This window comes from Actinoallomurus sp. NPDC052274 (assembly GCF_040679475.1).
In the GTDB taxonomy this organism is placed as follows: Bacteria; Actinomycetota; Actinomycetes; order Streptosporangiales; family Streptosporangiaceae; genus Actinoallomurus; species Actinoallomurus liliacearum.
In genome coordinates this window covers 15,963-30,965 of record NZ_JBFAUT010000083.1, presented here as the reverse complement: position 1 = coordinate 30,965, position 15,003 = coordinate 15,963, and the positions used below count along the sequence as shown (strand labels likewise).

General features: G+C 69.8%; 14 protein-coding genes. 5 read left to right on the top strand and 9 right to left on the bottom strand.

Annotation, left to right across the window (positions count from 1 at the left end):
• Nucleotides 1-163: 163 nt before the first annotated feature.
• Complete coding sequence (locus AB0K82_RS40670) at nt 164-493, bottom strand: DUF6458 family protein (protein WP_364407885.1); 330 nt, start codon at nt 491-493, stop codon at nt 164-166.
• 424 nt (nt 494-917) lie between these two features.
• Here AB0K82_RS40670 and rsmG point away from each other — a divergent pair, with 424 nt between their 5' ends.
• Nucleotides 918-1,616 (top strand): 16S rRNA (guanine(527)-N(7))-methyltransferase RsmG, encoded by a 699-nt coding sequence (gene rsmG, locus AB0K82_RS40665; RefSeq protein WP_364407882.1) that lies wholly within the window; start codon nt 918-920, stop codon nt 1,614-1,616.
• A gap of 200 nt (nt 1,617-1,816) precedes the next feature.
• Here rsmG and AB0K82_RS40660 read toward each other — a convergent pair whose 3' ends face one another.
• Entirely contained in the window at nt 1,817-2,002 is a 186-nt protein-coding gene (locus AB0K82_RS40660; protein WP_364407879.1) for a hypothetical protein, read from the bottom strand.
• Nucleotides 2,003-2,126: 124 nt separating this feature from the next.
• On the opposite strand from AB0K82_RS40660, the gene AB0K82_RS40655 reads away from it, so the two are divergent.
• The 4 genes from AB0K82_RS40655 to AB0K82_RS40640 all read left to right on the top strand — a co-directional run bounded on the left by AB0K82_RS40655 (nt 2,127) and on the right by AB0K82_RS40640 (nt 5,758).
• Nucleotides 2,127-2,981, top strand: coding sequence for an AAA family ATPase (locus AB0K82_RS40655; protein WP_364407876.1), 855 nt, complete (start codon nt 2,127-2,129; stop codon nt 2,979-2,981).
• 85 nt (nt 2,982-3,066) lie between these two features.
• Entirely contained in the window at nt 3,067-4,017 is a 951-nt protein-coding gene (locus AB0K82_RS40650) for a ParB/RepB/Spo0J family partition protein (RefSeq protein ID WP_364407874.1), read from the top strand.
• A gap of 142 nt (nt 4,018-4,159) precedes the next feature.
• Complete coding sequence (locus AB0K82_RS40645) at nt 4,160-4,777, top strand: GNAT family N-acetyltransferase (RefSeq protein ID WP_364407871.1); 618 nt, start codon at nt 4,160-4,162, stop codon at nt 4,775-4,777.
• A gap of 543 nt (nt 4,778-5,320) precedes the next feature.
• Nucleotides 5,321-5,758, top strand: a complete 438-nt coding sequence (locus AB0K82_RS40640; RefSeq protein WP_364407868.1) for a hypothetical protein — start codon at nt 5,321-5,323, stop codon at nt 5,756-5,758.
• A gap of 399 nt (nt 5,759-6,157) precedes the next feature.
• Here the strand turns inward: AB0K82_RS40640 and trxB are convergent, their stop codons facing one another.
• From trxB to AB0K82_RS40605, 7 genes are all read right to left on the bottom strand, one after another.
• Nucleotides 6,158-7,138, bottom strand: a complete 981-nt coding sequence (gene trxB, locus AB0K82_RS40635; RefSeq protein ID WP_364407865.1) for a thioredoxin-disulfide reductase — start codon at nt 7,136-7,138, stop codon at nt 6,158-6,160.
• Nucleotides 7,139-7,340: 202 nt separating this feature from the next.
• Nucleotides 7,341-8,099, bottom strand: coding sequence for a hypothetical protein (locus tag AB0K82_RS40630; protein ID WP_364407862.1), 759 nt, complete (start codon nt 8,097-8,099; stop codon nt 7,341-7,343).
• Entirely contained in the window at nt 8,096-8,725 is a 630-nt protein-coding gene (gene sigM / locus AB0K82_RS40625; RefSeq protein WP_364407860.1) for an RNA polymerase sigma factor SigM, read from the bottom strand. The genes AB0K82_RS40630 and sigM overlap by 4 nt, the downstream gene beginning before the upstream one ends.
• Before the next feature lie 188 nt (nt 8,726-8,913).
• Nucleotides 8,914-10,494: an AMP-binding protein gene (locus AB0K82_RS40620; protein WP_364407857.1), complete on the bottom strand. Its 1,581-nt coding sequence runs from the start codon at nt 10,492-10,494 to the stop codon at nt 8,914-8,916.
• A gap of 193 nt (nt 10,495-10,687) precedes the next feature.
• Nucleotides 10,688-12,421, bottom strand: a complete 1,734-nt coding sequence (murJ, locus tag AB0K82_RS40615; protein WP_364407855.1) for a murein biosynthesis integral membrane protein MurJ — start codon at nt 12,419-12,421, stop codon at nt 10,688-10,690.
• Nucleotides 12,414-14,510, bottom strand: coding sequence for a DUF6049 family protein (locus tag AB0K82_RS40610; RefSeq protein WP_364407852.1), 2,097 nt, complete (start codon nt 14,508-14,510; stop codon nt 12,414-12,416). The genes murJ and AB0K82_RS40610 overlap by 8 nt, the downstream gene beginning before the upstream one ends.
• Nucleotides 14,507-14,983 (bottom strand): NUDIX domain-containing protein, encoded by a 477-nt coding sequence (locus tag AB0K82_RS40605; RefSeq protein ID WP_364407849.1) that lies wholly within the window; start codon nt 14,981-14,983, stop codon nt 14,507-14,509. Before AB0K82_RS40605 ends, AB0K82_RS40610 begins: the two co-directional genes overlap by 4 nt.
• Nucleotides 14,984-15,003: the final 20 nt, after the last annotated feature.

The following is a 15,003-nucleotide window of genomic DNA, read 5'->3' as shown; positions in this document are numbered from 1 at the left end:
AAACGCTCGGCTGGGAAACCCCAGCCGAGCGTCTCGCTAAGCTCCTGGCAACAGCCAGTTGATCACCGGTGTTGCAACGACCCCTTGAATCCGCCCCCTGAGTGGCGGGGCCGTTGTCCGTTCTGACGGTATGGCCGGTCAGCCCACGGCGGGTCGTGTCGGCTTATTCCGGCTCATACCTCGTCACGTTGCGACCTCCCGAAATCGGCCGCGGGCGAACCGGCGACTCCGCGCGCTGCGCAGGCTCCTCGACGACGACCGTGGGCCGCTCCTCCTCCCGGGTCACGAAGACCGGATCGTCCTCGACGATCTGCGCGACCTGCCGGCGGCGGCGCGGACGCGTGTAGGCGAACGTGATGGCCAGCCACGCGGCGCCCACGAACATCAGGATCCATCCGATCATCTGGATGTCGATCCCGCTGACGTGGAAATTGAAGGCGAAGGCGAGGATCGCTCCGATCGCGATGAACGCCAGGCCTGTTCCGATGCCCATCTGAGACGGCTCCTTCCGGGGATGGATCGGCCAGCGGGAGTCGTACCCGGTCCACGGGAGATATGCACAGGGCCGGAATTTCCTTGTGGGGAGGGTGGGGCGGCCGGCGAACGCCCCGATCGTCGCGCGCCGGGTACGACCACGCGCCGGGCGGCCGTCCGGGGCCGCCGAGAGCGCCCTGGCGCCCGGTCACGCTCGCGAGTACGCCCACGGAAGCGCTCTGGCAACTCCGTCGCGCTCTCGAATACGGCCACCGAGAGCTTTCGCGACTCCGGCGCGTTCGCGGCCTCCGGTGCGTTCGCGGATACGGCCGAGGCGGCGGATGCTTACCCGGCCGCGCGGGTCGGCGTTTCCGGGAGGCCATGCGATGTGGAAGCATTCCATCACTGTGGGGACCCATACCAAGCTTCTGAGCCGCTGAGCCATGGCACTACTTCCTGCGCCGTCGATCGCTCGCGAGATCTTCGCCGACGCGCTGCCTTCCGCCGAGAGATACGCCGAGTTCCTCGCCGGTCCCGGAGTCGAACGCGGGCTCATCGGGCCGCGGGAGGTCGATCGCCTGTGGGAGCGGCACCTGCTCAACTGCGCCGTGATGGCGGAGGTGATCCCGGCCGACGCGACCGTCGTCGACATCGGCTCGGGCGCCGGGCTGCCGGGACTCGTGCTGGCCATCGCCCGTCCGGATCTGTCGGTGACGCTCCTCGAACCGCTCCTTCGCCGGACCGTCTTCCTGCAGGAGTGCGTCGACCTTCTCGGGCTGCCGAACGTCGAGGTACGCCGGGCCCGGGCGGAGGAGGCCGCCGAGGAGTTCGCCGTCGACGTCGTCACGGCGCGCGCGGTGGCACCGCTGGAGCGGCTGGCGGGCTGGGCCCTGCCTCTGCTGCGGCCGGGCGGTGAGCTGCTGGCGCTGAAGGGCGAGCGTGCGGCGGCGGAACTCGAGCAGGCGAGCGCGATTCTGAATGAATTCGGCGTTCGCGACGCAGAGGTCCTCCAGGTGGGCCACGGTAAAGTCGAGCCTCCGACGACGATCGTCCGTGTCGTCGCCGGCAAGGCTCCGCGGCCTTCGGGGAGACGGACGAGTTCTCGTCGCGGCGGGCGCCGGCGCGGCGAACGGAAGAGGTGACGAGCCTTGACGACAGCAGAGGGCTTGGGCTGGCCGGACCACGCGGGAGCGTCTCCACGACAGTCGTCGGGACTCGGCTGGCCGGGTGCGTCGGCGGTCGCGCCTCCGTCCACGGCGGTGACCGGGGATCCGGGGCCGCCGGCGGCGCCGACCACGACGGCGGCGTCCTCCGCCTCATCTCCGGTCGTGGCCCCTCCCGCTCAGGCCGGGTCGGCGTCGGTGGCATCGGCCACAGCACCGCAGGCGGCCTCGGTTCCGGCGGCGGCCTCGGTTCCGGCGGCAGCCCCGGCCGCCGCGCCTCCGGAGGTGCCGGCCTCGTCGGCGGCGCCTTCCGAGACGGCCGCTGTCTCCGGGTCCGAGGGGCAGGCGGTCCGGGATGCCGCCACGGAACCCTCGGTCGCGGTCGATCCTGTCAATGAGACGTCGCAACGTGTCCCGGTCCATGGGGAGTCGAAGTTGGTAAGTGAGGCGCTTAAGTCGGCCGATGTTTCACGTGAAACAGCGCAGCCGATGGTGCGGGCGACGGCGGCCGCGCTCAAGGCGGTCGCCAAGCGGGATGAGAAGGAATGGCCGAGACCGCCTAAGTGCCGCATCATCACGATCGCCAACCAGAAGGGCGGCGTCGGCAAGACGACCAGCACGGTGAACCTGGCGGCCGCGTTGGCGATGCACGGCTCACGGGTGCTGGTGATCGACCTCGACCCTCAGGGGAACGCGTCGACCGCACTGGGCGTCGAGCATCACGCGGACATCCCGTCCGTGTATCACGTCATCCTTGAAGGCGGTCCGTTCGAGGACATCGTGGTCCCGGCCGAAGGGCTGCCGAATCTCTACTGCGCGCCGGCCACCTTGCATCTGGCGGGTGCGGAGGTCGACCTCGTACCGATGGTGGCGCGAGAGGGCCGGTTGCGCCGCGCGCTGGAGGCGTACGACACCGACAAGTTCGACTACGTCCTCATCGACTGCCCGCCGTCGCTCGGCCTGCTCACCGTCAACGCCCTGACGGGCGCCGACGAGCTGCTCATCCCGATCCAGACGGAGTACTACGCCCTGGAGGGGCTCACGCAGCTCCTGCACACGGTGGATCTCGTCAGGCAGCACCTCAATCCGAACCTCGCCGTGTCGACGATCCTCCTGACGATGTACGACGCGCGGACCCGCCTGGCGGCACAGGTCGCGGACGAGGTGCGGAGCCACTTCGGGGACCTCGTCCTGAGCACGGTCATCCCCCGGAGCGTCCGGGTCTCCGAAGCGCCCAGCTATGGCGAGTCGGTGCTGACCTACGATCCGAGTTCCAGCGGCGCGCTGGCCTATACGGAGGCGGCCCGCGAGATGGCCTACCGGGGCGCGGAGGCCGGCGAATGACGAGCCGCAGGGCACCGGGCCGCGTGAGGGCCTCGGTCGCGATGGATGACGCTTCACAGGGACGCAGTGCTGAGGAAGGTACGAAGTGAGCCAGCCACGCCGAGGTCTGGGTAAGGGACTGGGCTCGTTGATCCCGACGGCGCCCGCACAGCCGGCGTCGCCGTCGACCGGGGCCGCCGACTCGGGTCCGCTCGACGGTGCGCCCCAGCCGCAGGCGGTGGCGGGCGCGCACTTCGCCGAGCTGTCGCTCGCGGAGATCACTCCGAACCCGCGGCAGCCACGGCAGACGTTCGACGAGGTGGCCCTGGAGGAGCTCGCCGCCTCGATCAAGATCGTGGGCCTGCTCCAGCCGGTCGTCGTCCGCGAGGTCGGCCCGAACCGCTACGAGCTCATCATGGGCGAGCGGCGGCTGCGTGCTTCCAAGCTGGCGGAGCTGGAGAAGATCCCGGCGATCGTCCGGGACACCGGCGACGACGACCTGCTGCGCGACGCCCTCATGGAGAACCTCCATCGGCAGCAGCTCAATGCGCTGGAGGAGGCCGCCGCGTACCGGCAGCTGCTCGACGACTTCGGTGCGACGCACGAGGAGTTGGCCGCCCGGATCGGGCGTTCCCGGCCGCACATCACCAACACCCTTCGGCTGTTGAACCTGCCGCCCGTCGTCCAGCGGCGCGTCGCCGCCGGGGTCCTCAGCGCCGGCCACGCGCGGGCGCTCCTCGGCCTGGAGAGCGCCGAACAGCAGGAGTACCTGGCGAAGCGGATCGTCGAAGAGGGCCTCTCGGTCCGGGCCGTCGAAGAGCTGATCACTCTGGGCGAGGGCGGAGAGACGAAGAAGGAAGCGCGGCGGAAGGCGCCGAGCCGGCCGGAGAACCCTCGTATCAGGGAGCTCGCCTCCGAGCTCTCGGAGCTCTACGAGACTAAGGTGCGCGTCGACGTCGGCCAGCGCAAGGGCAAGATCGTGGTGGAGTTCGCCACGCTCGAGGACCTCGAGCGGATCGTCGATGCGATGACGCCGGGGAACCGCCCGCCCGCATAGCTCCGCTCGGACGGATGGTTTCACGTGAAACACCGGCCATCCGTTCCGGAAGCGGTGGGCCGAGCCGTAGCTCTAAGCTCCTGCTGAGCGGGAATAGGTCTCGGGTAATGAAGGCGCTCCGCCCAAGAAGGGGGCCTGGCCGGTGTCGCGTCGTCTGGTGAATATCACGCTCGACAATCTTGATGATCTGCCATCGCGGTGTCGCAGCTGCGTGTTCTGGGAGCTCGACCCGGTGAGCAAACAGCGCGCCGAGGACTGCGGTAACACGGAGCTGGAGAAGGAGGCGTGGATCTCCGCCACGCTCCTCGAATGGGGGAGCTGCGGCAAGATCGTGTACGTCGACGGAGTGCCTGCGGGCTACGTCCTGTTCGCGCCACCGCTGTACGTGCCGCGCTCCGTCGCCTTCCCGACGAGCCCCGCGAGCGCGGACGCCGCTCTGCTGATGACCGCGCACATCCTGCCCGAGTTCCAGGGCGGCGGGCTCGGGCGGATGCTCGTCCAGGGGATGGCCAAGGACCTGACCCGGCGGGGCATCCGGGCGATCGAGGCGTTCGGCGATCTCAAGTGGGAGAAGCCCGGCTGCGTCCTGCCGGCCGAGTACATGTTGGCGGTCGGTTTCAAGACCGTACGGCCGCACCACCGGTTCCCGCGCCTGCGACTCGAGCTCAAGTCCGCCATTTCCTGGCGGGAGGACGTCGAGGTCGCTCTGGAACGGCTCCTCGGCTCCATGTCCCCGGAAGGCGCCCTCCGGCCCGTCTGACGGCGTCTCAGGCCCGCTACCCGCTCCTGGCGACGACGTGAGGGCGGCTCTGCTGAGCACTGCGCAGGCCGGCCGATCGACGAGCGTGCATGAGCGCGAGCAGCCCCGCCGCCTCCGGCTCGCCGGTCAAGGTGACGAGCTGGCGGCCGGCGGCCTCCACCCGAACCGGTGTTTCACCCGGCGCCGCCGAGGGATCCTGCAGCAGGCCGCTGCCCGGCGCCCACGCCTACATCCGACATCCAGTGCTCGCCGCGTGGCGCCGGCGTGGCCGAGGTGGATACGCCGAGCGCCGTGTGGCGACCCGTCCGCCGTCGGCGGCCAGGCCGCCCATCCATACGCGCGGTCCTCGCCGGACCGCGCGACGGCCTGGCCGCAGCCATCGGTCATGCCTAGGGGGCACTGTCCCCCACGCTCCTGAAACCGGCCGCAACCGCCGCTCACCGAGCGGGAATGCAGCGAGCCCACGACTGCCCGCTGCCCGTCGTCCGCCCCAACTCCCGGATCGAGTCGGGACGCACTTCACCGGCTGTTTAGTCTCATGGCGTGGCAACGCAGGATCTGGAGTCCATCGTCGGCGGTCTGCTCGCCCTTCCTTTTCCGCGGAACGAGACGCGACAAGGAGACGGTGTCAGCGGACCGGGCTATCACGTGCGCGTCCTACGGGCCAGCCAGGACTTTTGGGAGGACCGTAGTGAAGAGATCGTCGAAGCGGCCGAGAGAGAGATCGACGCCGCTTTCCAGGCACTGGTAACGGCGCTGACGGCGCGCTGGGGCGGGCCCGAGGCGATCGATCTGGAGCCCTACCTGTGGAGTGAGGACCCGGTTCCGGAACCGATCAGCGGGTTGTGTCAGCTCAGCGGTGAGATGCTCGTCTGGCGGCAGCCGGAAGCCACCCGGTGGGTCGCGCTCACCGTCGGGCAAGGCGATCCGGAATTCCCCATCGAGTTGCTGGCGGCGGTCGGTGAGGCGGCCATCCCATAGCGCGGTGACCAGAACCGTCCACCGTGGTGTGATCACGCCGACTCGGGGCGTGGGCGGTCCCAGCGTTGCCGACGCCGACGCCATGATGATCAGCGAAGTACGGATGAGGCGGCGGTGCGCAAGGCGACACGCCGCCCGATTGCAGATCGACCCGCCTGACAGTGACCCATGGAGCAGATCGGAGAGCCTGCCCAGTGCCAGATGAGCATAATGGGGTCTGAGAGGGCGCTGGGGCGATCGACCCCCGATATTGAGCCCATCACACCAGGACGGCGGCGTTCGCGCGCCAGCGGGGCTGTGGCGAGTTTCCGCAGGCTAGGGGCGTGAAATGGCGGTGGCCCCGTGCTTTCGCACGGGGCCACCGCCGTCCAGGCCACGGGAGGCCGGGAAAATGCGGGATCAGGCGCCGAGTTCGGGAACCGAGGAGAAATCCTGCGGGGTCAGCTCCGCGAGTCCCTCGTCCTGCAGCCAGCGCTCCGCGTCGATGGCCGCCGCGGCGCCGGTGCCGGCCGCGGTGATCGCCTGGCGGTAGCGGTGGTCGACGACGTCACCGGCGCCGAAGACACCGGAGATGTTCGTGTGGGTCGTCGGCGCCGCGACGCGGAGGTAGCCCTCCTCGTCCAGCTCGAGCTGGTCGGCGAACAGCTCCGTGCGCGGCTCGTGGCCGATCGCGATGAACAGCCCCGACAGCTCGAGGGTGCGCTCCTCGCCGGTGACCGTGTCGCGAAGCGTCACGCCGGTCAGCTTCTCGTCGCCGAGGATCTCGGCGACCTCGCTGTTCCACGCGAACTTGATCTTCTCGTTCGCGAACGCGCGGTCCTGCATGATCCGGCTGGCCCGGAGCTTGTCCCGTCGGTGGATGATGGTGACCGACCGGGCGAACCGGGTGAGGAAGATCGCCTCTTCCATGGCGGAGTCGCCGCCGCCGACCACCGCGATGTCCTTGTCGCGGAAGAAGAAGCCGTCGCAGGTGGCGCACCAGGAGACGCCACGGCCCGAGAGCTGCTTCTCCTTCGGCAGCCCGAGCTCGCGGTACTTGGACCCGGTGGCGATCACGACCGCCTTGGTCAGGTAGGTCTCGTCGCCGACCTTGACGACCTTCGGCGTGGCCTTCAGGTCGACCTCGGTCACGTCGTCGGCGACCAGTTCGGCGCCGAAGCGCTCCGCCTGCTTGCGCAGGTTGTCCATCAGGTCGGGGCCGACGATGCCGTCGGGGAAGCCCGGGAAGTTCTCCACGTCGGTGGTGTTCATCAGCGCGCCACCGGCGGTCACCGAGCCTTCGAAGACCAGTGGTCTGAGGTCCCCTCGGGCCGCGTAGATCGCTGCGGAGTAACCCGCCGGCCCCGAACCGATGATGATCACGTTCCGGACGTCGCTCACCACAGTGCCTCTCTCTGATCGCGTCCGCGAAGCCGTGCCCGGTCCTGTTCGCCCGGTCAGCTCGGCTCGCAGTGGCCTAAACCGATCCTAGGGCGCGGAGATTCCCGCTCAGGCACGCGCGCAGCTCTTCCCGCGCGTGTACGCGTCGCAGGCCGCACCGCCCCGCGAACAAGAGGGCGATGCGGCCTGCGACGCGCGAGGATCAGCGGGTGATCTGCCGGTGCGCGATCAGGTCCGGGTCATCGGCGGAGCACTTCGCCCCGACGATCCAGACGTCGGCACGCCCGGCGTCGGCACCCGGCAGCGCGATCACCGTCGCCGGACGGCCCTCGTAGGTGGCCGAGTCGACGAGCAGCGGGGCCTTCCCGGCGCTCACCCGGCCGACACAGTCCGTCAACGACCCGGGAGTCACCGCGTTCAGCGCGCGGTTGACGGTCGACGTGGACAGTGCCGAGGCGACCTGCGACTCGAGCCCGGCCGAGGTGTAGCGGGTCCCGCTCCGTACGGCGGTGAACGGAACGGACCGGGCCGGGCGAGGCTGGGCCCGGGCGCCTCCCGTACGCGGACGAGAGGGATCCTCCACCGGTCGCTGGGAGACCGTCGCGCTGTTGGAGTCGCCGTTCTCCAGGACGGTGCGGGCGATGACTCCTCCACCGCCGACGACCACCACGGCGGCCGCCGCCGCGGCGAGGAACTGAAACCGCCGGGCGTGCCGATGCACCGGCACGTTGGACGCCGCCTCGGCGGCGATCGCCGCGTCGAGGCGCTCGACCAGGTGTGCGGGCATCGGCGGGGTGGGTGCCTCCGCGAGAACGCGGGACACCTCCGCGACCTCAGTGGCCCGATCACGACATTCGGCGCACTCGGTCAGGTGTTCTTCTGCGGATGTGGCCGTGGCATCGTCGAGAATCCCCTCGGCGAGGTCGGCCAGCGCTTCGTAGTCAAGGTGTGCGGCAGTCACGCGGATGTGCCACCTCCTTCCTCCGCAGATTCGACGCCCGAGCCGCGTCCCTGGTTCCGTAGGTGCCCGAGAAGCGGTGCGAGACGGGCGCGGCCGCGCGCGCACCGGCTCTTGATGGTGCCCGGCGGGACCTCCAGGACCCTGGCGGCCTCGTCGACGGCGTACCCCATCATGTCGACCAGTACGAGCGCCGCCCGCTGTTCGAAGGGTATGCGCTGCAGCGCCTCGTTCACGTCGAGCGACAGCTCGTGGGTGGAGGTGGGGTCGGAGTTCTTCGGCGCGACGGAGTCGAGCGTGGCGTCGTCGCCCATCGGCACGACCGGCCGGATGGAGCGCCGGCGCACCCGGTCGAGGCAGGCGTTGACGACGATGCGGTGCAGCCAGGTCGTGACGGCCGCGTCACCGCGGAACCGGCCGGCCGCGCGGTACGCCGACAGGAAGGCGTCCTGGAGGGCGTCAGCGGCCTCCTCATGGTCGCCGAGCGTGCGGAGTGCGACCGCCCACATGCGGTCGCGGTGCCGCTGTACGAGTTCGGAGAACGCGTACGGGTCGCCATTCGCGTGCCGCGACAGCAGCTCTTTGTCCGGAACGGCCTCGACCGAATGTCCCCCGCGTATGACCGCCATTTTCGTCAGCCCGCTCCGTACCCGGCGACCCCGCCGATGGTGTACCGCCTCGCCCAGCGTGTTCCCCCTGAGTCCCCCTCTCGAATCTGCCGCCGTGCCCGGCGTGCACGTGATTCGACGACAAAGGGGGTCCTCAACACGCTCACGATGGTAGCCGCCCCGGTACCGTCACGCCCCTTGTGACGGGATCATCGCGATCCGTACACCTCGACGTCTTTCAGCTCGATCATGTATCGGCCGAAAGTCGGCAGCTTTGTGTACCAGAGCAGGACGTACCGGCCCTTGGCGTTCTTGGCGTCGATGCTGTCCGTTCCCGTGCCGGAGCCCTCGCCCACCTTCGTCATGGACTGGGTGCCGGAGTCGCCGACCCGGATCTCCAGGGTGCCGGCACCGCCGTTCGGAGCCTTGACGACCACCTTGTCGACCGTCGTCGTCTTGCCCATGTCGACGAGCAGTCCCAGGCCGCTTTGCAGCTTGCCGTAGTGGGCGTCGGTGTAGAACTGGCTCTTCCAGACGGTCGAACTCTTGCCGTCGATCGCGTACTCGGGGTTCTGCCGAGCGGTGTCATCGCGGCCACGTGGGTCGAGCACCTCCGCCTTGTCCGGCTTGAGCTTGGTGGAGACCGGCTGGGCGGGCTGGCTGGGGCTGGTCGTCGTGCGGCCCTTGGCGTTCTTGTCGCCGTTGTCGTCGCCCATTCGGGAGAGGGCCCAGCCGCCGACGGCGACCACGATGAGCACGACCACGACGACGACGGCCACGAGAGGCTTGTTGAACGAGCCCTGGCCGCCCCCGGCGCGGTGACCGCCGGTCGTGTGCTGCTGCGGCGACTGCGTCCGCTGTGGTGGCTGCGGAGGGCGCATCCGGGCGCTGTCCGGCACGGTCTGCACCGGCGGGATCGGCTGGGCCGCCGGGGCGGACATCTTCGCCGTACCGTCCGGGTTGCTGTCGGGCCGTGACACGACCGACGGCGGCGTCGAGCCGACGAGCGGCACGAACGGCAGCGGGGACCGGGGGACCTTGGCGAGGGAGTCGGCGAAGGCCGCGGGGGAGTCGAACCGCTCCGGAGCGCCGGGGACGGCCAGGCCCAGCGCCCGGCCGACGACCGCGTCGAGGTTGTGCGGGATGCCCGCGCGGACCTGGCTCGGCGGCAGTGGCCGTCCGTCCGGCCCGGTCGGCGCGGGCGGCAGGACGGTGCCCTCGCCGCCGGGCCAGTGGCCGGTGAGCGCCGCGTACAGCATGGCGCCGAGCCCCTGCACGTCGTCCAGTGCCGGCGTGTCGGACTCCGCACCGGACAGGACGGCCTCGACGCCCAGTCCGGTGATCTTGACGGTGCCGCCGCTGGTCCAGACGAGATTGTGGGGGGTGAGGCAGAGGTGGGCCAGGCCCGCGGCATGCGCCGAGGTCAGTGCCTCGGCGGCCTCGAGCAGGAATGCGGCGGCCCGGTCGGCCTCCATGGGCCCCTGGGCGAGGAGGTCCTCGAGGGTCTCGCCGGTGACCCATTCGCTGACGACGTATGCCCGCTCGCCGCTGTCATCGGCGTCGAAGACCTGGGTGAGGCGCGGGTCGGTGAGACGGCTCGCGGCGCGGGCCGCGGTCACCACGTCGTTCACCCGGGGGAAGCCGGGCGCGAAGGTGAGCACGGCGACCGAACGGGCGAGGATCTCGTCCGTCGCCTTCCAGAATGTGGAGCCGCCCGCTTCGCTGACACGGTCGTCAAGACGATACCGACCGGCGAGGCGGGTTCCGGGTTCGATGACGGACGTGCTCAACGCGGCGTCCGGCGTAGGTGGTCGCATCCCATCATCAGTGCCGTGGCTCCCTTACGCCTTCGACCCTCCCTCGTTCCCTTATGGACGGAGGAAGACTTCATCACAATCCCGCCCGATGGTAGGACGCTCGAGGAGCGTCGATGGATTACTACCCGGCGCGAGTCGCGCTCTCCCACCTTACGGGCAGCGCCTCCTAACTCGCCCCACGACCGGGCAATCTGGCCATCATGGTTCGTTGCAGCGATTCCATCTCGGGGATCCGCAGAAGCCGCGCGACCAGGAAGTACAGCACCATTGCCCCGCCTCCGCCGATCGCGAGAACGCCCAGCGACGACAGAACGTTGTAGTAGAAGAACTTGAAGCTGACCAGGTGCACGGCGAGCGCGAACAACAGCGCCGGGACCGTCGCGACCGCGATCTTCATATGCGACGTGACGATGTGCCGGGCACCGAGGCCGTTCAGCCGGCGGCGCAGGATGAAGGCCGCCACGAAGCAGCCGAATGTCCAGGACACGCCCAGGGCGATGGAGATGCCCATCACGATCTTGTCCGTGGGCAGCGTGTGGGAGCCGATCAGGCCGAGGGTGATGCTGATCGCGACGTTGAAGACGGCCATGAACGCCGGCGTGCGGGTGTCGGCGAGCGCGTAGAAGACCCGCAGCAGCAATTGGTAGATCGCGAACGGCACCAGCGCGAACGTGAACGCCTGCAGCACGTTGGCGATCATCAGCGCGTCGGAGATCTTCGTGGAGCCGTGCGCGAAGAACAGCGTGGTCATCTCCGGCGCCAAGGCGAACAGCAGCGCGGCGGACGGCACGATCACCACCGACGACAGGTTCAGCGCGGAGGACATGTTCTCGCGGACCAGGTCGTACCGTCGCTCGGAGGCGTGCCGGCTCATCTGCGGCAGCAGCGCCGTGACCACCGAGACGCCGACGATCGCGTACGGGAGCTGGAACAGCAGGTACGCGTTGCTCCACGGCGTGAGCCCGACGCCGTAGGTGATGCCTTCGCGGGCGCCCTTGTCACCGGCGCCGTTGGCGATGTTCGTGTTGACGACGAAGCCGACCTGCTGGATCGCGACGTACAGCAGCGTCCACAGCGCCATGCCGCCGACCGGTGCGAGCTCCTCACGGCGGAAGTCGAACCGCGGCCGGTACCGGAAGCCGACCTTCCGCAGGGACGGCCACATGGCGATCGTCTGGATCACGATGCCGAGCGTGGTGCCGCCCGCCAGCAGCAGGATCTCGGTGTGCGTGATGTTCGCCGGGCCGACGCCCCGGCCGGCGACGAAGAGGAACGCGACGCCGATCACGATCACGACGACGTTGTTGAGGACCGGCGTCCACATCGGCGCGGCGAAGCTGCCCCGGGCGTTGAGCGACGCGCCGGCCAGCGCGCCGACGCCGTAGAAAAAGATCTGCGGCAGGAAGAACAGCGCGAAGAGGACGGCCAGGTCGTGCTTCTGCTTGTCGTACGAGCCGGCGTACAGGTCGACGAGCAGCGGCGCGCACACCATCGCGATCGCCGTCAGCGCCAGCAGCGCGCCGAGGACGAGCGTCAGCAGGCGCGCTTCGTACTCCTCGCCGTACTTGCGGTCCTTCTCCAGCGCGCGCACCAGCATCGGGACGTGCACGGCGGTGAGCACGCCGCCGAGGAGCAGGTCGTAGATGACGTTTGGGAAGGTGTTCGCGGTGTTGTAGACGTCACCGAGCGCATGGGTGCCCAGCGCGATGACGAGCACCGCCGTGCGGATGAAGCCGGTGAGCCGGGACGCGATCGTGCCCAGGGCCATGACGGCGCTGGACTTCAGTAGTCCGCTGACTCCGCCGCGGCGGCCGGGCTCCTCGGCGGGCTCCTCTGGGGAGATCGCCGGGAGATCGACCCGCGTCACCGCGGCCTCGGGACCTGGTTGTGCCTCAGCCACCCGTCGTGTCCTCCGCTTCGTCGCCTCGGCGCCGTATCACGCGATATCCGACGCCGACGCAGACTACGGCAAGTGAGATACCGGTGATGAGCAGCGCGGTTCGCCCGTACGCGGTCGCGCGGACCTGGAGCACCGCGGTCGTGGTGAACGGCTGCCCGTCCGGGCCAAGCAGGTCCAGGTAGACGTAGGCGGGGCCGTTGGCCGCCGCCTTCATGTAGAGGTTGACCGTCTCCTTGTGGCCGGCCTCGAGCGTGATCTCACTCTCTTTCGCCCCCGGGCCCTCGACGTGGAGCCGCGTGTCGTTCTGCGAGACGGCGCGTAGTTTGATCTTCACGGTGCCGTGCTCGAGCCCGTTGGAGACCGTGATCGGCACCTGCCCGGACTTGCCCGCCAGGTCGAAGTGGTCGTTTTTGAGCACCTTGATCTTGCCCTGGGCGGCGCGGAGCTGGGTCTCCAGCGTCTGCCGCAGCCGCAGTCCGCTTCGGGTCTGGTCGGCCCACGCCGACGACTCGGCCCGCGCGACGCCGAGGGTGAACCCGCTCGCCGGGGGCTGGAAGACCATGGTGAACCGCCACGCCTCCAGGCTGAGGTCCTTCACCGGCTTCAGGTAGCGCTTCGACAGGCCGTTCTGGCTCTTCGGCGGCACGAAGGTGCGCGGCTCCGACTTCCGCTGCTTCGCGACGGCGTCCAGCGAGACCATGCGCATCCACGGTGCGTGCGCGGAGATGTTCAGCAGCTTCTTGGCGAAGGCCGCGCCCGGGCTCCACCGGCGTGGCGGCACGATGACCACGGTGCGCGGGTCGGCCGGCCGCTCACTGGTGATCATGGCCGTCTCGGCGAGGAACCGCTGCTCGGCGAGCACCGCTCCCCCCGGCTCGTCGGTCTCCGCGGCGAGGACCTTGCTGATCGTGTCGTCGTACGCGATGAGCCGGACGTTCTTGCCGTTGATCTTCTTCGTGGTCTGTGGATTCGCGGTGTAGCTCTGAGCCTGCAGGTTGGGCAGGACGGTGCTGTTCAGGAGGATGGTGCCGGCCCCGGCCTTGACGAGATCGTTCAGGGTCCGCTGGTCGGCGGCGCCGTCCGGTGGCACCGCCACCGTCGTGTTCTCCCGGGGCATGTTCGCCCGGCCGAGAGCGGACGGCACCGCGTCGACGGCGGTCTTGACGTGCTGACCCAGGCCGGCGCGCGACAGCGCCATGACGTCCGGGTCGGCGTACGGCGTGGCGATGACGTTCTTGCGGGCGAGGGAGGTCTGCAGGATCTGCAGCCAGGCTTGCGCGGTGGCGCTCTTCGGCTTGTGGGCGTCCTTGACGCTGTAGCCGTCCTTGTTCGCCAACTGGGCGACGTCGTCCACCAGCGCGGGGTCGACGAGCCAGCTGACCTCCTTGTACGCGGGCGAGGCCGCCGCCGTCACCAGGTCGTTCAGCCGCCCTCCGGCGCCCAGCGCGCTTTCCAGCCGGTCGTCCACGAACGTCGAGTCGTCGGCGCGGTGCGGCTGGTCGATCACCGGCCAGACCCACGAGACCTTGGTCTTCTGGGCGAACGTGGTCTTCGGGAAGTAGGTGATGAGCGTGCGCTGGCGGCCGACGACCTGGTTGATGGAGTTCACCGCCTCGACGGCGATCGGGTAGACGCCGGACCCGGGCAGGCGCATCCGGCTGACGGGCAGCGCGAGCGCCCACTGCTGATGGCCGCCCGGCTGCGCGGCGGCCGGCACGACCTGTGTCTTGCCGAGCAGGGACGGGTCGGCGGTCTTCCCGTCGGCGTACGCCTGGAGCGCTCCGCGGCTGCCCACGCTCTGCGTGGAGTAGACGAGGCGGATGGAGAGCCGCTGGTAGGCGTTGTCGGACTGGTTCTGCACCTGACCCTTCAGCCGGAGGGTCTCGGAGCGCTGCTGCAGGTAGCTCGGGCTTATCGAGTCGACGACGACGTTGACGGGCAGCTTGCCGGCGGGCTGCCTGGCGCGGGAGGCGCGTTCGGGGGCCGTGGCGTGGCCGGTGTGCGTGGTGCGGTGCGGAGGCGGGGTGGCGGCGAACGCCGGGGCTCCGGTCAGCACCAGCGGGACGACGAGGGCGAGGAGCCGCTTCATGCGGTGCCCGCGAGCAGCTCGGGCACCTTGGCGACGAGCGCCTGCTCGTCGGCGTAGGCGAGACGGCCGGCGACCTCGGCGAGCGGCACCCAGGCGACCTCGGCGACCTCCGCGTCGCCGTCCGAGAGGGTGCCTCCGACGGCGATCAGCAGATGATGGTGCACGGTCTTGTGCACCCGTCTCCGGTCGACGGAGAACCAATAGTCGACGCTGCCGAGCGGGGCGATGATCCGGCCGCGGATGCCGGTCTCCTCCTCGACCTCACGCACGGCCGCCTCCTCGATCGTCTCGTCGGCCTCGAGGTGCCCCTTCGGCAGCGACCACAGGAGCCTGCCGTCGCGGTCGTACCTGGCGATCAACGCGGCTCGTGGGGTGACTGCCGTGTCGACGACCAGGCCGCCCGCCGACGTCTCCTCGCGGTGACGGCCCGGCGGGCCGGCGGGCCGACGACTCGGTCTGCGCGGGCGGGACACGGCCGCAATCGTAGTAGCCG